14 protein-coding genes and 2 tRNA genes are annotated in these 16,523 nt (G+C 65.9%); 6 read left to right on the top strand and 10 right to left on the bottom strand.

Annotation, left to right across the window (positions count from 1 at the left end; translation table 11 throughout):
- Positions 1 to 160: 160 nt before the first annotated feature.
- Positions 161 to 421, bottom strand: a complete 261-nt coding sequence (locus BLQ58_RS07475; protein WP_092595849.1) for a hypothetical protein — start codon at positions 419 to 421, stop codon at positions 161 to 163.
- A gap of 465 nt (positions 422 to 886) precedes the next feature.
- Here BLQ58_RS07475 and BLQ58_RS29415 point away from each other — a divergent pair, with 465 nt between their 5' ends.
- The 3 genes from BLQ58_RS29415 to BLQ58_RS07460 all read left to right on the top strand — a co-directional run bounded on the left by BLQ58_RS29415 (position 887) and on the right by BLQ58_RS07460 (position 1,936).
- On the top strand, positions 887 to 1,123 hold the full coding sequence (locus tag BLQ58_RS29415) for a hypothetical protein (protein ID WP_254775835.1): 237 nt from the start codon (positions 887 to 889) through the stop codon (positions 1,121 to 1,123).
- Between the two features lie 104 nt (positions 1,124 to 1,227).
- The gene (locus BLQ58_RS29725) at positions 1,228 to 1,464 is read left to right on the top strand and encodes a hypothetical protein (RefSeq protein ID WP_092595845.1); all 237 of its coding nucleotides are present in this window, start codon (positions 1,228 to 1,230) and stop codon (positions 1,462 to 1,464) included.
- Between the two features lie 82 nt (positions 1,465 to 1,546).
- Positions 1,547 to 1,936, top strand: a complete 390-nt coding sequence (locus BLQ58_RS07460; protein ID WP_092595843.1) for a hypothetical protein — start codon at positions 1,547 to 1,549, stop codon at positions 1,934 to 1,936.
- 110 nt (positions 1,937 to 2,046) lie between these two features.
- Here BLQ58_RS07460 and BLQ58_RS07455 read toward each other — a convergent pair whose 3' ends face one another.
- The 5 genes from BLQ58_RS07455 to BLQ58_RS07435 all read right to left on the bottom strand — a co-directional run bounded on the left by BLQ58_RS07455 (position 2,047) and on the right by BLQ58_RS07435 (position 9,898).
- Positions 2,047 to 6,936 (bottom strand): NAD-glutamate dehydrogenase, encoded by a 4,890-nt coding sequence (locus BLQ58_RS07455; RefSeq protein ID WP_092595841.1) that lies wholly within the window; start codon positions 6,934 to 6,936, stop codon positions 2,047 to 2,049.
- Between the two features lie 151 nt (positions 6,937 to 7,087).
- Positions 7,088 to 7,609, bottom strand: a complete 522-nt coding sequence (locus tag BLQ58_RS07450; RefSeq protein ID WP_092595839.1) for a MarR family transcriptional regulator — start codon at positions 7,607 to 7,609, stop codon at positions 7,088 to 7,090.
- Between the two features lie 382 nt (positions 7,610 to 7,991).
- Positions 7,992 to 8,366 carry a hypothetical protein gene (locus BLQ58_RS07445; protein ID WP_066738921.1) on the bottom strand — a complete coding sequence of 125 codons (375 nt, stop codon included), beginning with the start codon at positions 8,364 to 8,366 and terminating at the stop codon, positions 7,992 to 7,994.
- Positions 8,367 to 8,544: 178 nt separating this feature from the next.
- Complete coding sequence (locus BLQ58_RS07440) at positions 8,545 to 9,522, bottom strand: tripartite tricarboxylate transporter substrate binding protein BugE (RefSeq protein ID WP_092595837.1); 978 nt, start codon at positions 9,520 to 9,522, stop codon at positions 8,545 to 8,547.
- Between the two features lie 300 nt (positions 9,523 to 9,822).
- Positions 9,823 to 9,898 (bottom strand) — tRNA-Lys (locus BLQ58_RS07435).
- A gap of 125 nt (positions 9,899 to 10,023) precedes the next feature.
- Between BLQ58_RS07435 and BLQ58_RS07430 the strand changes: the two genes are divergently transcribed.
- Together BLQ58_RS07430 and BLQ58_RS07425 are read left to right on the top strand one after the other, a co-directional pair.
- Positions 10,024 to 10,923, top strand: coding sequence for a LysR family transcriptional regulator (locus tag BLQ58_RS07430; RefSeq protein ID WP_092595835.1), 900 nt, complete (start codon positions 10,024 to 10,026; stop codon positions 10,921 to 10,923).
- A 119-nt stretch (positions 10,924 to 11,042) separates the two neighbouring features.
- A complete protein-coding gene (locus BLQ58_RS07425) occupies positions 11,043 to 12,425 on the top strand; it encodes an 8-oxoguanine deaminase (RefSeq protein WP_092595833.1) in 1,383 nt (460 codons plus the stop codon).
- A gap of 116 nt (positions 12,426 to 12,541) precedes the next feature.
- Here BLQ58_RS07425 and BLQ58_RS07420 read toward each other — a convergent pair.
- A tRNA-Lys gene (locus BLQ58_RS07420) sits at positions 12,542 to 12,617 on the bottom strand.
- 366 nt (positions 12,618 to 12,983) lie between these two features.
- Between BLQ58_RS07420 and BLQ58_RS07415 the strand changes: the two genes are divergently transcribed.
- The gene (locus BLQ58_RS07415; protein ID WP_066738920.1) at positions 12,984 to 13,247 is read left to right on the top strand and encodes a DUF1488 family protein; all 264 of its coding nucleotides are present in this window, start codon (positions 12,984 to 12,986) and stop codon (positions 13,245 to 13,247) included.
- A 148-nt stretch (positions 13,248 to 13,395) separates the two neighbouring features.
- On the opposite strand, the gene BLQ58_RS07410 is transcribed toward BLQ58_RS07415, so the two are convergent.
- Genes BLQ58_RS07410 through BLQ58_RS07400 form a run of 3 tightly spaced genes read right to left on the bottom strand, consistent with a single transcriptional unit; the run spans position 13,396 to position 16,501 of the window.
- Positions 13,396 to 15,255 (bottom strand): SulP family inorganic anion transporter, encoded by a 1,860-nt coding sequence (locus BLQ58_RS07410; protein WP_254775834.1) that lies wholly within the window; start codon positions 15,253 to 15,255, stop codon positions 13,396 to 13,398.
- 4 nt (positions 15,256 to 15,259) lie between these two features.
- Complete coding sequence (gene xth, locus BLQ58_RS07405) at positions 15,260 to 16,057, bottom strand: exodeoxyribonuclease III (protein ID WP_092595831.1); 798 nt, start codon at positions 16,055 to 16,057, stop codon at positions 15,260 to 15,262.
- A 6-nt stretch (positions 16,058 to 16,063) separates the two neighbouring features.
- Complete coding sequence (locus tag BLQ58_RS07400) at positions 16,064 to 16,501, bottom strand: hypothetical protein (protein WP_092595829.1); 438 nt, start codon at positions 16,499 to 16,501, stop codon at positions 16,064 to 16,066.
- Positions 16,502 to 16,523: the final 22 nt, after the last annotated feature.

Raw genomic sequence — 16,523 nt, 5'->3', positions numbered from 1 at the left:
GATGTGAAGCGATTGGCCGCGCCGGATATCTGGCGGGCCACCGTATGGCCAAGTTCAACCCGTTGCTACGTATCGGGCACATGATTGGTAGTTGGGCGAGCTATGTAGGCGGCGTGGGCCTGCGGCGCTGATGCGCCAGGGTAGGCACGAGCCCGCCGACCTACAGCAGCGCGAAGCGTGCGGCCTGCGGCCCCACCACCGCCGGCCGGCTGACCGGATAACGATGATGGTCGCCGCCGGCCTCGAACGACAGGTAGTCGGGTGTCCAGCGCAACCCGCGCAGGATCCGGGTTTCCAGACCGTCGACAACAATGGCGCCGCCGTGCACGGTGACGCGGTCACAAGGCAGGCGCAGCAGCTCGGCGTCGTCGCCGAAGTAATGGGCTTCCAGCAGGATCGAGGCGGCTTGGTAGGCGGGCATGAGGGTCGTCGGTGCGGCGGATCGAATACTGTATAAACATACAGTAGTATAGCGGCGTTGCCTCGCGGCCGCACGTGCCTGATTCTCAATTTTCGTGGCCGGCGCCCGATTCAGAAAAGTCTTGCTTCCCCGACATCGCGACGTGGCCGGCGCACGTCCATGGCCCATCCATCGCTGCCCCATCGCCAGATTGGTATAACCTGAAGTGCAGGAACCTCCGATCTTCCGGCGTCTCTCGACATCGGAGAAACGTCTCGAAGCGGGAGGCTGCGGATGTTGGAAAGGGAAAGCAGGACGTGCTGGTTTGCCGCGGGGTTGCTGACGGGGGCCATCACGGCGGGCATATGTGCATGGCTCGGCGTTCAACGCGCGCGACGCGACAGGTTGCCGGCCGGAACGTCTGGCGCGGCCGACGCCGATGATGCCGGAGCGCCGGCGGGGCCCCCTGTCAGGCCGGTACCTTCGGTGGCCGCGTCGCATCAGACCGACGGTGGGTCCGACATGTTCGAGTACCGTGGGTTTGTCGTGCATCTGTTCTGGCAGGCCCTGGCGCCGGAGCGTTATCGCGCGTGGTGCGATATCTGGGAAGCCGGGGCGGTGGTGCAGGAAGCAGGCGGTCCGCCGGCCACGTTCCTGAGCGCGGCCGAAGCGCGGCTCGCAGCGGGGGCATGGGCACGCCACTGGGTGCAGAACAATGGCTAGGGCAGTCACGCCATCCCGCCGACGTGGGGCGTGAATCATGCAGACGCGCGGTGTGATGCGTGGAGCCTGCGTGATACGATGACTCGCTTCATTTGGAGTTCATGATGTTTGTCTGCCAGAACCAGCCTTGCGGCGCGCAGTGGTCGCCCGACGAGGTGGAGATCCGGAACGAAGGGCAGGGCCCGCTGTTTCGCTGCCCGCTGTGTGGCGCGCGCAATCACCTGGAGGCCCGCGATGGGCCGGACGGCGCGCCAAGATACCGCCAGGTTCCTCGGGCTCCCGCCGCAACGGCGACGGAGCGTCCGTCCAGGCCGGCGCCTCACCGCGGAAAACGGCACTGATTCCGTCGCGCAAAAGGGGCACCGTCATCCACGATAGCGATGTCACCTCAAGCCGGCGCGGTCTCGTACCGTTAAGACAATCATGGACATTAGCGATATCTCTCACGATGCCGCCTCCAATGCCGAAGTCATTGGATGGGCGGGTGCATCCCCTCAGGTCATTGCCAGGGTGCTGAACACCGCGCTGGCCGCGCAGGATCTCTCGGGCTTTGCCGCGCTGCTGTCTGACATCGCACGAGACCGCGGCCTCAAGGGTGCGCGCGGCACGCATCAGTCGATTTACGACATGCCGTATGCGAGCCTGCTGCCGCGCCAGAAGCATATGCTGGCCGATGCGTTCGACCTGTTCCTGCGCCTGGGGCTCGAATTCCGCGCGCGTGGCGACGGGGCGGACGATGATCTGACCGATGACGGCGACGACGCGCCGCCGCTGCGTGACATGGACGACGACGACGTGATCGACGACGACTGACGCGCAGCACCGGATGCTTCACGTCATACGACTGTTTGATCCCACCACATCCTTCGGCCCGCCCAGTGCGGGCCGTTTTGCTTGCAGTGCGGTCAACGCGTGCACCGGCGTCAGGCGCGTTCCAGCAGGCCGATCTCCCTGACCGCCACCGACAGCATCGACAGGGCCGCCGCGCCCGACACACCCGACGCGCGCTGGTCGGTCAGCATCTGCGCGTAGCGGTCCAGGGCCACCTGACGGCTGCCGCGCCAGGTGTGGATCATTGCCGCCGCATCGTCGCTGTCCTGTGCCTGGGCCAGTACGCTGGTGGTCAGTGCGCGCTTGAGCCGGCCCAGGTCTTCCAGCGTGGTTGTGCGCGCGAGCAGGTCCCAGTGCGTATCGGCCGGCAGCGACAGCGCGCGTTCGCGCAGCCAGCCGAAGTTGAGTTCGGTGTCGAGTGCGAAGTAGACTGCCGCCACCGCCGCCAGGCTGCGGTGGCAAGCCCCGGCCACCTCGGCAATGTCGAGCGCGGCGGCAGCGTTGTCGCTGGCGGCCACACGCAGGGCCAGGTCGTCGTCGACACCGGCCTCGGTCAGCGACAGGGCTGCATCGGCCATGGCCTGCGACGTCTCGGGCGGCAGCAGCGTCGCCAGTTGCGGCGTCAGCCACTGCGCGGCCTCCATGAATCGCGTGGCACCCGGCTCGACCGTGCCACCGCCCCGGAGGTAGCGCACGAACCATAGCGTCGCGCGTTCCAGCAGCCGGCCCAGCGCGCCGAACATGCGCGCCTGGATGGCATCGTCCACGCGGTTGTCGAGAGCGTCGATGCGTTCCCACAGCCCGGTCAGCCCGAATACGTCGCGCGCCAGCAGGCAGGCGCGCACGATGTCGGCGGGCCGGGCGTCGGTCTCTTCCATCAGCCGATGGACGAAGGTGGCGCCGATGCGGTTCACCAGCATGTTGGTCAGGTGCGTGGCCAGGATCTCGCGCCGCAGCGGGTGCCGCTGCATGGTCGCGGCATGCTGCTGCTGCAGCGGCTTCGGGAAGTAGTCGACGAGCAGGCCAGCCACCAGTGCATCTTCGGGCAGGTCGGACACCAGCAGCTCGTCGTAGAGCCACATCTTGCTGTAGGCCAGCAGTACCGCGCGCTCGGGCGATGTCAGGCCCTGGCCCAGCGACTTGCGTTCGGCGATGTCGGTGTCGGACGGCAGGAATTCGAGCGGACGGTTGAGGCGGCCCGCGCGTTCCAGCCAGCGAATCAGCCGGCCCTCCGCATCGATCAGCGTCGGCGCCTCGCGCCCCGCCACCGACAGCGCCTGGGTCTGGTAGTAGTTGTCCTGCAGCACCAGCAGGCCCACCTCGTCGGTCATCTCGGCCAGCAGCTTGTTGCGCTGCTTCCCGGTCATCTCGCCATCGGCGACGACCAGCCCGAGCAGGATCTTGATGTTGACCTCGTGGTCCGAGCAATCGACGCCGGCCGAGTTGTCGATGGCGTCGGTATTGATGCGGCCGCCGTTGCGCGCGAACTCGATGCGGCCCAGTTGCGTGAAGCCCAGGTTGCCGCCTTCGCCCACCACCTTGCAACGCAGTTCGTTGCCGTTCACGCGGATCGCGTCGTTGGACCGGTCGCCGGCCTGCAGGTGCGTCTCGGTGCTGGCCTTGACGTAGGTGCCGATGCCGCCGTTGTAGAGCAGGTCCACCGGCGCGGTCAGGATCGCGTGCATCAGCTCGTTCGGCGACAGCGCGGACGCCTGGATGCCCAGCGCGGCCTGCACCTGCGGCGACAGCGGAATCGTCTTGGCCGTACGCGGAAACACACCGCCGCCGGCCGAAATCAGCGAGGTGTCGTAGTCGGCCCAGCTGGAGCGCGGCAGGTCGAACAGGCGCTGGCGCTCGGCCAGGGCCTTCGCGCAATCGGGGTCCGGATCCAGGAAGATATGCCGATGGTCGAACGCGGCCAGCAGCCTGATATGGGGCGACAGCAGCATGCCGTTGCCGAACACATCGCCGGACATATCGCCCACGCCCACCACGGTGAACGGCGTGCTCTGGATATCCACGCCCATTTCACGGAAGTGCCGCTTGACGCTTTCCCACGCGCCGCGCGCCGTGATGCCCATCTTCTTGTGGTCATACCCGACCGAGCCGCCCGACGCGAAGGCGTCGTCGAGCCAGAAGCCGTATTCGGCCGAAATGGCGTTGGCGTAGTCGGAGAACGTGGCCGTGCCCTTGTCGGCGGCCACCACCAGGTAGGGGTCGTTCTCGTCGTGACGCACCACATCCGGCGGCGGCACCAGCTGGCCCGATACCAGGTTGTCGGTCAGGTCCAGCAGGCCGCGCAGGAAGGTCTGGTAGCAGGCCACGCCTTCGGCCAGGAAGGCATCGCGATCGGTGGCCGGCGGCGGACGCTTGACCACGAAGCCGCCCTTGGAGCCTACCGGAACGATCACGGTGTTCTTGACCATCTGGGCCTTCATCAGGCCCAGCACCTCGGTGCGGAAGTCCTCGCGGCGGTCCGACCAGCGCAGGCCGCCGCGTGCCACGCGCCCGCCGCGCAGGTGCACGCCTTCGACGCGTGGCGAGTAGACCCAGATCTCGAACATCGGGCGCGGTTCGGGCAGGCCCTGCACCAGCGCCGGATTGAACTTGAACGACACGTACGGGCGCGCCTGCCCGTCCGCGCCGCGATGGAAATAGTTGGTGCGCACCGTGGCGTCGATCAGGTTCAGGAACAGCCGCAGGATGCGGTCCTCGTCCAGGTTGGGCACCTGGTCGAGCGCGGCATCGATATCGGCCAGCCACTTGCGGGTGCGCGGGTCGTCGGTCTTCTCCGCGTGATCTGGTGCGGGCGCGGCCGCCGTGGCCGGGTCGAAGCGCGCCAGGAACAGCGACACCAGCATCGCCGCGATGTTGGGATTGGCCGTCAGCGCCCGTTCGATATACGCATTGCTGAACGTGGAGCCGACCTGGCGCAGGTACTTGGTGTAGGCGCGCAGGATGGTCACGTCGCGCGCGGCCAGGCCCGCGCGCAGCACCAGCCGGTTGAAGTCGTCGTTCTCGATCTCGCCATTCCAGGCGCGCGCGAAGGCGTCCTCGAACAGCGGCTTGATTTTCTCGATGTCGATGTCCAGCGGCTTGCCGTCGGGGTCGGCCACGATTTCCAGTCCGAAGTCGTGAATCCACACCGGCTCGCAGCCATCGGGCTCGATCAGGTAGGGGCGCTCTTCGTCCACGCGCACGCCCAGGTGTTCCAGCATCGGCAGGCTCAGCGACAGCGCGATGGGTTCGCCGGCGCGGTACACCTTGAAGCGGAACGCGCCCGATGGGGCCTCGATCGGCCGGTACAGGTTCATCGCCAGCTTGCTGGGATGCTGGCGCGCATGTTCCATCAGTTCGATATCGCGCACTGCGGTGCGGGCCGCGTAGTCCTCGCGAAAGCCGGCCGGGAACGAGTCGCCGTAGCGGCGCAGCAGCCGGTTGCCCTGTTCCTCGCCACGGCTGTCGTGCAGCGCCTGCGCCAGATCGTCCTGCCAGCGGCGCGTGGCCTGCACGATCTTTTCTTCAAGCTCGCGCGTGTCCACCTCGGGCATCGTGCCCGGTTGGCCGCGCACCGTCAGCTGGATGCGTGCGAGCGGCGATTCCGACAGCTGCGGGCTGAACTCGCAACTGGTGCCGTTGAACGACTGCACCAGCAGCTTCTGGATGCGCTGGCGCAGGTCGGTGTTGTACTTGTCGCGCGGCACGAAGACCAGGCACGAGATAAAGCGGTCGAAGCGGTCGCGCCGCACGAACAGCCGCGTGCGCTGGTGTTCCTGCAGGCGCAGGATGCCCAGCGTGATGTCGAACAGTTCGTCCTCGTCGGCCTGGAACAGTTCGTCGCGCGGATACTGCTCCAGGATCGTCACCAGCGACTTGTACAGGTGGCCCTTGGTCAGGAAGCCGGCCCGCTGCAGGATATTGGCGCACTTGCGGCGCACCAGCGGAATCTCGCTGGTGCTGACCATGTAGGCCGTGGACGTGTACAGGCCCACGTAGCGGCGTTCGCCGAACAGGTTGCCATTGGCGTCGAGCAGCTTCACGCCCACGTAGTCGAGATAGCCCGGCCGGTGTACCGTGGACCGCGAGTTGGCCTTGGTGATGAAGATCGGCGATGCGCCTTCGATGATGGCGCGTGCGGCGGGCGGCAGGGGTGTGACATCGTCAGTGCCCGGGTCGCGCAGCGCCTCGCGCAGGATGCCCGCGCCGGAGCCCGCCACGCCGCGCAGGAAGTACTGGCCGTCGCGCGACACCAGTTCATAGTCGCGCTGGCCCAGGAATGTGAAATGGTCGTCGAGCATCCATTCCAGGAACGCCCGCGCCTCCGCTGACTCCGGCGTGCCGGCATCGGCCGCGTGGGCCATGCCGGCCACGGTTTCCTGGGCGATCTGGCGCATGCGCGGCCAGTCTTCCACGGCTGCGCGCACATCGCCAAGCGCGGCGCCGATGCCCACGCGCAGCGCATCGAGCCGGGTGGACTCTCCGGTGCGGTCCACTTCGAAATGGATGAACGATTCGAGCCGGCAGCGATCGGTGCTGGCTTCGGTGCCGCCCAGGCCGATGCTCTCGATCGCCCCGCGCGCGTCGCGGCAGACGCGGAATACCGGATGGATGGCCGAATGCAGGGTCAGGCCGTGACGGTTGATCTCCATCGTCACGGAATCCACCAGGAACGGCATGTCGTCGTTCACGATCTCGACGATCGTGTGGTCGGAATGCCAGCCGTGTTCTTCCAGGTTGGGGTTGTACACGCGCAGCCGCGCGGCACCCGAGACGAATTTCTGGGCCGTCTGCCAGTGCGCCATCACGGCGCCGTACAGATCGGCGACGTCGCGCGCCAGCAGGTCTTCGGCATCGGCCAGGTCGTAGTAATGCCGGAACAATGGCTCGACGATGGCAAACGTGGCGGCGGGCAGGCGTTCACGCGCGAATGCAACCAGATCATCGAGCAGTTGCGCAACCTTTTCTTCGTTCTCGGGGGGCATGGCCTCTCCTCGCTGTTCTCGGTGGTGTGCCGGTGCATGCTCACACTGTAGGAAAGATTTACGAGGCCGGGGCCACAAAACGACGACGCCCCGCAGGGGCGGGGCGTCAGGGTCGTGACCGGTGGGCGCAGGGCCGAAGCCCTGGTGCGGGTCAGGCGGCCAGCGCGTGTTGTGCGGTGCGGCTGGCGTGCTCGGCCACCACCAGCGATAACTCGGCGGTGTTGCGGGCGGCCTGGCGGCTGTGGCGTTCGGCGTGATGGTCCAGCGTGGCGGTCATGCGATGCAGCAGACTGGTCAACGCGGTGCGTTCCGCCGGCGCCAGATGCGAGATCGAGACCGAGTGCAGCGCCCGCACGGCCAGCGCCGCGCGTTCCAGGCGCGAACAGGCTTCGAAGGCGATCTGCGGCGTGCCATCGCTCGGAAACTCCAGCCAGCCATCGGCATGGAGTTCGCGCAACAGTCGCTCGGTCTGGGGCACGTCGAGGAAGATCGCGCCCTGGCATGGCTGGCCGCGCGTGAAATCACCGGACTGGATGCCGCGCAACAACAGCCATTTTGGATAGGTCAGCCCGGAGACGCTCAGCGTCTGTTCCAGGGCGCTTTGCCACGCGGTGACCGCATCGACAAGCGAGAACACGACAGGCTCGTGGATTTCGAGTGCTTTGGGCTGCATTTGCTCAGGTCTCCCATAACAGGGTTTTCTTGCCGCCTGGACACTTCTTGGGCCGGTGCTTGGCCGGCCCGGACGGCTGGCGCCTGCCTCTCGATCGGGCCGGTCGCTCTTCATTGAAAATCGTTAGGGACGAACACTATCAGCAATGTTGGGACATTTGCGTGACAGGTCGGGTATGTCCTAGTCAATCTTTTGGCTGAGGCGGCTGCGTTGCCGCTTGACGCTGCAGGGCAGGCGGGGTGTCTGACGTCTGATGTGCGCAAGGGCGGCAGGCGGCGCTGCCCGAATGAAAAAAGCCCCCGCGCGACGGCAGGGGCCTTGAGGCGCTGACAGTGAAAGCAAGCCCGGTGTGCCCTGGCCGCCGACTGTCTGGGTGCGGGATTTACTGCTTCTTGGCGCCGTCGGTGTACGGATCGGCCTTGCCGGACTTGGCGCCGTCCAGGTACGGATCGGGCTTGCCGCTCTTCGCACCGTCCAGGTAAGGATCCGGCTTGCCGGACTTGGCGCCATCGGTGTACGGGTCGGCCTTCTTGTTCGGGGCCAGGTCGGCGCGCGTCGATTTCTTCGCGCCATCGGTGTACGGATCGAACTTGCCGGACTTGGCCGGATTCTGGTTCGGATTCGCCTTGTTCTTGGTGTGGCTGCCGCTGTAGAGATCGCCGCCATCCGTGTAGTTCTTCTGGGCGTGGGCCAGCTGCACGGCGCCCAGGGCAGTCAGGGCGGCAACGATCAGCGTCGGTACGGTCTTCTTCAGCATCATTATCCTCTCGAGTGAGGGCCGGTCGGTGGGATCGGCCAAAAACAGAAATTTGTAGAAAATGCCTGTATCGATAATCACACTGTACCGCTATTTGTGACGGCCTGCCGCCGGGAGTCGTAGTACCAACCCTCGGGCGACGGGCGCGTCACGTGACCGTCATGCCATCATCAGGCGGTCATTCGAGCGTGATGTTCTGGTCGGTCGCAATCTTCTTGCGCAGTTCCAGTTCGCGCTTGATCTGCGCGGCATATTGCTGCTGCGTATTGCCATCGGGATAGGCGCCGGCGTCGTGCAGGCGCTTCTTCACGTTCGGGTCCTGCAGTGCCTTGACCGCGGCATCGTGCACCTTGGCGACGATCGCTGCCGGCGTGCCTGCCGGGGCCACCAGGCCGTACCAGGCCATGTTGTTCATGTCCTTCATGCCTTCCTCGGCGAAGGTCGGCACATTGGGCAGGCCTTCCACGCGCTTGGGCGCGGCCACGGCCAGCGCACGCAGCTTGTCGCTCTGGATGAAGGGCATCGACGACGGCAGGTTGTCGAACTGGGCGTTCACCTGGCCGGCCAGCGTGTCATTCAATGCCGGGCCCGATCCACGATAGGGGATGTGGACCATGTCGGTCTTGGTGATGTACTTGAACAGTTCGCCGTCCAGATGCGAGATGCTGCCCTTGCCGGCCGACGCATAGCTGTACTTGCCAGGGTTCGACTTGAGCAGGGCGACGAATTCCTTGAGGTTCTTCGCCGGCACCTTCGGGTTCACCGTCAGTACGTTCGGCACGTTCACGAGGTTCGTGATCGGCGCGAAATCCTTGATCGGATCGTAGGGGTTCTTGGCGTTCGTGGCCGGGTTGGTGGCCATCGTGCTTACGGTGGCGATGCCCAGCGTGTAGCCGTCCGGTGCGGACTTGGCCAGCGCGTCGGCGCCGATCGCGCCGCCGCCGCCGCCGCGGTTCTCCACCACCACCGGCTGACCCAGTTCGCGGCCCAGCGCGTCGGACACGGCGCGGCCAACGATATCGGTGGTGCCGCCCGCTGCGAACGGCACGATCAGGCGGATCGGCTTGGTCGGATACGACTGCGCCTGCGCGGCGGTTGCGACCAGGCCCAATGCGGCGAGGGCGCCCGCGGCGCCCACTTTCAGAACAGCTTTCAAGAGATGCCTCCCAACATATTGCTTGTATTGCCCGGATACGGACTCGGGTTCCGCAATACGGAACTACGTTCCGTGATATGCGGCGAAGAGCATTCAACCGCGAAAGGCGAGGGCCGGGATATAGGGGGGAACCCGTGGAGATCGGACCACCGGCGCCGCGACGTGGGGAAGGGGGCTTGCACCGCTCTGACCGGAAAGCAGGGGGCCGGAAAGCAGGGCCGGAAAAGCAGGGCCGGAAAAGCAGTGGGCCGGAAAGCAAAAAGCCCGAAGCGGGTAGCCTCGGGCTTTTCTGGAATTCGCTGGTGGGGCGTGAGTGACTCGAACACTCGACCTACGGATTAAGAGTCCGCTGCTCTACCAACTGAGCTAACGCCCCAACGAAGAAAAAGATTGTAGCAAGCGACTTTGTATCGCGCAAGCCCCTTCGAAGAGTTTTTTGAAGAAATTGCTGCGCCTTACAATGCGCAGATTCCTGAGCCGACCCTTTTCCGTCCTTCCGCCATGCACGCACGTGTCCTCCGCTATCTTGACGAAGTTGTTCGCCGTGGTTCGATCCGGCGCGCGGCGGAAACCCTTCACGTGGCGCCCACGGCAATCAATCGCCAGATCCTTGAACTGGAAGCCGAGCTTGGCGCGCCGCTGTTCGACCGCATCCACAAGCGCCTGCATCTGACGCCGCTGGGCGAGGCCGTGCTCGCCCATGTCCGGCAGACGCTGCGCGAACATGCGGCACTGCAGGCGCGCGTGGCCGAGATCAAGGGCGCGCGGCGTGGCATGGTGACGGTTGCCACCACATCGGGCCTGGCTGGCGCACTGATGCCGTCGCTGGTGCATGACTTTCGTCAGCATCAGCCGGGCATCGTCGTCCGCGTGGCCGACCTGCCGGTCAGCGGCATTGTTACGGCGGTGGAACAGGGCGATGCCGATCTGGGGCTTGGCTACGACCTGCCGGAAGTGGCGGCGTTTCGCGTGGTGGCCAGTCGCGACTGGTCGATCGGTGCCGTGGTGGCGCCGGGCCATCCGCTGGCCGCGCAAACGTCGGCCACGCTGGCCGAATGCGCGGGGTACCCGCTGATCCTGCCGGCGCCGTCGCTGTCCATCCGCGCACTGGTCGACGATGCGTTTGCCCGCCAGTCGATCGAGTTGATGCCGGTGGTGGAATCCACCTCGGTGGTGCTGATCCAGCGCCTGGTGGCCACGGGCGCCGGCGTGGCGCTGCTGAATCCGCTCGATGTGATGGAGGAGCGGGCGCGCGGATCAGTGGTGTTCGTGCCGTTGCGCGACAGCGGCCTGCAGCGCCAGACGTTGCGGCTCGTGGCGCGTGGCCGCAGCCCGCTGTCACCGGCCGCCGGATCGATGGCCGATGCCATGGCCCAGACCCTGGCCGGCCTGTTCCGCTAGTCGCCTCGATCGCTGTCTGTCCACATTTTGTGGACACCCCGCACGAAATTCTGCGCTTGGGGGTGCTAGCCGGCGGTGCGTAGACTCCGGGGCATACTTCATCCGGATACACGACTGCCATGACCCTGATCCTCCAGCACGCCGACGTACTGGTCACCATGGACGCCCAGCGCCGCGAGATCGCGGACGGTGCCCTCGTCGCCAACGGCCCTGCCATCGAATGGGTGGGTCCCACCGCCGATCTGCCCGAGACCTACCGTCGCAAAATCGACGATGGCAGCGCCGAGGTGGTGAATATGCGCGGCCATGTGGTGATGCCCGGTCTGGTCAATACGCACCATCACATGTACCAGAGCCTGACGCGTGCCGTGCCGGCCGCGCAGGACGCCGAGCTGTTTGGCTGGCTGACCAACCTGTACATGATCTGGTCGCACCTGACGCCCGAGATGATCCGCGTGTCCACGCAGACGGCGATGGCAGAGCTGATGCTGTCCGGCTGCACGACCACCAGCGACCACCTGTACCTGTATCCGAACGGCGCCAGGCTCGACGATTCGATCGATGCGGCGCGGCAGATCGGCATGCGCTTTCACGCCGCGCGCGGCTCGATGAGCGTGGGGCGCAGCCAGGGCGGCCTGCCGCCCGACGTGGTGGTCGAGCGTGAGGCCGACATCCTGCGCGACAGCCAGCGACTGGTGGAGCAGTACCACGATGCCTCGCGCCACGCGATGCTGCGCGTGGTGCTGGCGCCGTGCTCGCCGTTCTCGGTGTCGCGCGACCTGATGCGCGAATCGGCCACGATGGCGCGCCACTATGGCGTGTCGCTGCACACGCACCTGGCCGAGAACGACAACGACATCGCATACTCCCGCGAGAAGTTCGGCATGACGCCGGCGCAATACGCCGAGGACCTGGGTTGGGTGGGTCGCGATGTCTGGCACGCGCACTGCGTGAAGCTCGATGACGAGGGCGTGGCGCTGTTCGCGCGCACCGGTACGGGCGTCGCGCATTGCCCGTGCTCGAACATGCGGCTGGCGTCGGGCATCGCGCCAATTCGCCACATGCGCGATGCAGGCGTGCCGGTTGGGCTGGGTGTCGATGGCAGCGCGTCGAACGACGGCGCGCACATGCTGGGCGAGGCGCGCCAGGCCATGCTGCTGCAGCGCGTGGGTTTCGGTCCGGCGGCCATGAGCGCGCGCGAGGCGCTGGAGATTGCCACGCTCGGCGGTGCCCGGGTGCTGAACCGCGACGATATCGGCGCGCTGGTGCCGGGCATGTCGGCCGATATCGTATCGTTCGACATGTCCGCCGTCGGCTTTGCCGGCGGGGGCCACGACCCGGTGGCGGCGCTGGTGTTCTGTACGCCGGCCAATGTGTCGACCAGCATCATCAACGGCCGCGTGGTGGTGCGCGATGGCCAGTTGCGCACGGTCGATCTGCCGAACGTGCTGGCCGATCATCGCCGGCTGGCGCGCGCGCTGTTCGAGAGTGCCAGGGTTTGATGCGGCAGCGTTGGAAGCTTTGATGATCGGACCGCATGAGCGGTCCGGCCGTACATAGCGGGATCGCCAGAAAGCAAAAGGCCGGAAGCATCGCTGCTTCCGGCCTTTCTTTTGTCTGGTGGGGCGTGAGTGACTCGAACACTCGACCTACGGATTAAGAGTCCGCTGCTCTACCAACTGAGCTAACGCCCCGACGAAGACCGAGATTCTAGCAGCATTTTCAGCTTTGTCAAACGCTAGATGCGTGCCGCGCATAAATCGCTCCGAGGCCCGCAGGCATGCGCGCTGCAAGCCGCCGCGTGAGCGGATCGATCGGTCGAACGACCGGCTGAACCATCGGCGGAACGATCGGCACATCGCGCTGACACACATGCATGGCATGCTGCGCGGTTGCGGTGGCGTCCGATGCAGAACATTCGACAAGTGACGGAACTTGCCGTGCCCGCCGCTAGTCATTGGGACGAATCTTATTCTGCTGATGGCGCGCAGGGGATCGAAGACGATTTCCGCAAAGCCATGTTAGGATTCTTTTCCACTTGCATATGGAGGGCTGTGATGATGGAAATCAAATTCCAGGAGCAAGACCGCTACGACATCAACAACGAGGGTTTGCTGTTCCACGCGCTTGTCGATGGTGAGCAAGTGACATGCGTGGTAACACGCGAAGCACTCTGGGAAGGGTTCAGTGCCGACCAGGTGCTGTCGCTGGAAGAGGCGTTCCGCGCCGGTCGTGACACGATCGAACGCGCGGCCGTGGTACTGATCGAGCAGGGTGTCCCCCAGCCGGTCGTGGTCAAGCGGGCGCACGTGGCGCCGGTCTGAAGGCCGGCCGACGGTAGCAACCCTCCGCCCGCCGGCTTCGGCCCTGCTTCACCGCAGGCCGGCCGGCGCGCCAGACGCCAGAAGGTTCAGGGCGCCTTTCGAGTAGTTCTCAGCAGTTTTTTCAAAGTCTGGTTGTCTGCATTGCCATTCAGGCAGGATGCGTCGTGTCCAGTGCCGTGCCATGCCGTGGCGCGGCCTGAACTGTGGCGTCCTGTTCCGGCTGGCTTGCCGGGCCGCCCGGCCGTGCTGCGCATTCCTCGAAAATGCGCGCCTGGCATTGCGCGCAGATTTCGGGCGATAGCCGCGCGATGATCGTGTGAAGTGCCTGCCGCTTGGTCGGGAAGATATGGTCGTTGCCCAGCTTGGCGGTGAATCCGGTCTGCTTCCACGTTTCGAGCACCTGCGTACGCGGGCGATGGAAGTAGAGATCGCCGCCGGCCGCGCGGCGTTCGCTCAGTTCGGCCTCCCACATCTCGGCGCCAGCCAGGTCGATAAAGTTCATGCTCTTGGTCATCGCCAGCAGGTGCTTCTGGTCGGCATCGACGGTGCGCAGCCAGTGCAGGCGATCGGTCACGTATTGCACCGCGCCGAAGTAGATTGCGCCTTCCATGCGCAGCAGCTTCAACTGCGGGCATTCGGGCTGCGGGCGTCGCAGTTCGTCCAGCGGCGTGAAGCGCCGGCCCGGGTCGTCCGCGTCGGGCACCAGGCTGCGTACGGCGGGGCGCGACGTGCGATAGAGATAGGCCACCAGCGACAGCATCGTACCTAGCAATACGGCCATTTCCAGCCGGATCACCAGTGTGGCGGCGAACGTGCCCACCGCGATGGCGAATTCCGTCCGGGAAAGCTGTGCGATGCGGCGCATCCGCTGGAAATCGAACAGGCCCCAGGCCACCAGCATCAGCATGGCCGCGATGGCGGCCAGCGGCATCTGGGCCAGCAGCGGGGCGCTGACGGTGACCAGCACCACGAGCAGCAAGGCCGAAAAAACGCTGGCCAGCGGCGTCTGCGCGCCAGCCTCGAAGTTCGGCATCGAGCGGTTCAGCGATCCGCACGAGATATAGCCCGAAAACAGCCCGCCGGCGATGTTCGACAGACCCTGGCCGATGAACTCGCGATTGGCGTCGACATGCTGCCCGGACCTCAGCGCCACGGCCTTGGCGATCGAGATCGACTGCCCCAGCGCCACAATGGTCAGCGCGGCGGCGATGCCGAGCAAGTCGGGCACCGTGCGCCAGTTGATGTCGGGCACATGGAAGGGAGGAATGGCCGACGGAATCGGGCCCACAACGTTCACATGCTGGGCGCCGCCCCAGCCGCTATGGTTCAGCATCATCGCCACGCAGTAGCCCGCCAGCAGGCCCAGCAGCATGAACGGCAGCCGCCGCGACACCCGCTTGAGGGCGATGGTGACCACCAGCGTCACGGCACCGACGATCAGCGCGCTGCCATTGACGGTGTCGAGGTTCTCGAACAGGAAACGCACCACGCCGAACGCGCTGGTGCCCGTGGGCACTGCCAGGCCGAACAGGTCCTTGAGCGCGTAAAGGCCAATCAGCGTGGCCGCGCCGCAGGTGAAGCCGAGCAATACCGATGGCGAAATGAAGTTGGCGAGCGAGCCCAGCCGCAGCGCGCCGACCGCCAGTTGCAGCAGGCCCACCAGCATCGTCACGGCAAGGGCCAGCGCGATATAGTCCGGGCTGCCCGCGAAGGCCACCGGGCTCAGCATGGCGAACAGCGCCAGCGAATTGGCATTGGTCGGCCCGGACATCACATGCCAGCTCGACCCGAACAGCGCCGCCACAATGCACGGAATCACAGCCGTGTAGATGCCATATTGCGGCGGCAGCCCCGCCAGCGTCGCAAAGGCCACGCCCTGCGGCAAGACCAGCACCGCACCGAGCAGGCCGGCGATGACGTCCGCGCGCAGCGTCAGCGGGGTGACGCGTCGCAGCCACGGAAACCAGCGCTGCAGGGTCGGGGTGTTGGCGCGGGCGGTGGCGCTCATCGGCTCAGTCGAGCTTGAGCGAGGCCACGACCGGGGTGTGGTCCGACGGCTGGTCCCAGCGGCGCGGTTCCTTGTCGATCAGGCAGGTCGTGCAGCGTTCGGCCAGCGCCGGCGTCAGCAGGATGTGGTCGATGCGCAGGCCCGCGTTGCGGCGGAAGCCCATCATGCGGTAGTCCCACCACGAGAACGTTTTCTCGGGCTGCTCGAACATGCGGAATGAATCGACCAGACCCATTGCCACGAGCGCCTTGAACGCATCGCGTTCCTGCGGCGACACCAGGTTCTGGCCTTCCCACTTGGCCGGGTCGTGCACGTCGCGGTCTTCCGGGGCGATGTTGAAATCGCCCAGCAGCGCCAGCTTCGGATACTTGATCATTTCGGCGCGCAGCCAGTCGGTCATGGCGCGCAGCCAGTCGAGCTTGTAGACGAATTTGTCGGAATCCAGCGCCTGGCCATTCGGGAAATAGGCGCTGATCAGCCGCACGTCGCCGTAGGTGCCGGCCACCACGCGCTGCTGGGCGTCTTCATAGCCGGGGATGTTGCGCACCACGTCGGTCGGCGCCGGCATGGCGCCGTCGCGCGCCACGATCGCCACGCCGTTGTACGTCTTCTGGCCCGTGAAAATGCTGTGGAAGCCGGCGGCTTCCAGTTCGGCCAGCGGATACTTGTCGTCGGGCAGCTTCAGTTCCTGCAGGCACAGCGCGTCGACAGGGGTGCCCGCGGCGTCCTGCGCGGCCAGCCATTGCAGTACCTGAGGCAGACGGACCTTCAGGGAATTGACGTTCCAGCTCGCGATTCTCATATGTCGTTATTCTTCGGGGTTGGCACTTTCGCCAAAAAGGTTGCGGCTGCCGCCCAGCAGATCGCGCTGGTCGAGGATTTCGAATGCGATGTCGGGATGGGCTTCCATGCTGCGCCGGATGGCGGCGGGAATCGCCTGCCGGGTCTTGCGGCACAGGCCGGGCTGGTCGGCCAGTTCGATGCGGAAGCCGCGCGTGGTGCGCACCACGTTGTCGCTGGGCGTGATCGTGATCGTGATGCCCAGCAGCGCGTGCATCCGTTCCTGCATGCGGTTCAGTTCGGCCAGCGTGGCGATGTTTTCTAGTCGTTCTACGAGTTTCTTTTCTTCCTGCTGCGTGAGCTGCAGAATGCGCCGGTCGGCCTGCGGATTTTCCAGCAGCGCCTCGCGGTTGCAGACGCAGGCGCCCGGCGGACATTCCTTGCGGATCGGGAAAGGAATGTCCATGAGCCGGGGCGCCTGGTCGGGG

It is taken from the genome of Ralstonia sp. 25mfcol4.1 (assembly GCF_900104095.1).
Taxonomy (GTDB): domain Bacteria; phylum Pseudomonadota; class Gammaproteobacteria; order Burkholderiales; family Burkholderiaceae; genus Cupriavidus.
The sequence above is the reverse complement of the archived record's forward strand: the minus strand, read 5'-3'. Positions and strand labels throughout refer to the sequence as shown.

Excerpts from the sequence above, each read along its gene's own strand:
- BLQ58_RS07475 (WP_092595849.1), bottom strand. The coding sequence starts at position 421 with ATGCCCGCCTACCAAGCCGCCTCGATCCTGCTGGAAGCCCATTACTTC.
- BLQ58_RS07430 (WP_092595835.1), top strand. The coding sequence starts at position 10,024 with ATGCACGCACGTGTCCTCCGCTATCTTGACGAAGTTGTTCGCCGTGGT.
- BLQ58_RS07415 (WP_066738920.1), top strand. The coding sequence starts at position 12,984 with ATGGAAATCAAATTCCAGGAGCAAGACCGCTACGACATCAACAACGAG.
- xth (WP_092595831.1), bottom strand. The coding sequence starts at position 16,057 with ATGAGAATCGCGAGCTGGAACGTCAATTCCCTGAAGGTCCGTCTGCCT.
- BLQ58_RS07450 (WP_092595839.1), bottom strand. The coding sequence starts at position 7,609 with ATGCAGCCCAAAGCACTCGAAATCCACGAGCCTGTCGTGTTCTCGCTT.
- BLQ58_RS07425 (WP_092595833.1), top strand. The coding sequence starts at position 11,043 with ATGACCCTGATCCTCCAGCACGCCGACGTACTGGTCACCATGGACGCC.
- BLQ58_RS29725 (WP_092595845.1), top strand. The coding sequence starts at position 1,228 with ATGTTTGTCTGCCAGAACCAGCCTTGCGGCGCGCAGTGGTCGCCCGAC.
- BLQ58_RS07455 (WP_092595841.1), bottom strand. The coding sequence starts at position 6,936 with ATGCCCCCCGAGAACGAAGAAAAGGTTGCGCAACTGCTCGATGATCTG.
- BLQ58_RS07460 (WP_092595843.1), top strand. The coding sequence starts at position 1,547 with ATGGACATTAGCGATATCTCTCACGATGCCGCCTCCAATGCCGAAGTC.
- BLQ58_RS07410 (WP_254775834.1), bottom strand. The coding sequence starts at position 15,255 with ATGAGCGCCACCGCCCGCGCCAACACCCCGACCCTGCAGCGCTGGTTT.
- BLQ58_RS07400 (WP_092595829.1), bottom strand. The coding sequence starts at position 16,501 with ATGGACATTCCTTTCCCGATCCGCAAGGAATGTCCGCCGGGCGCCTGC.
- BLQ58_RS07445 (WP_066738921.1), bottom strand. The coding sequence starts at position 8,366 with ATGCTGAAGAAGACCGTACCGACGCTGATCGTTGCCGCCCTGACTGCC.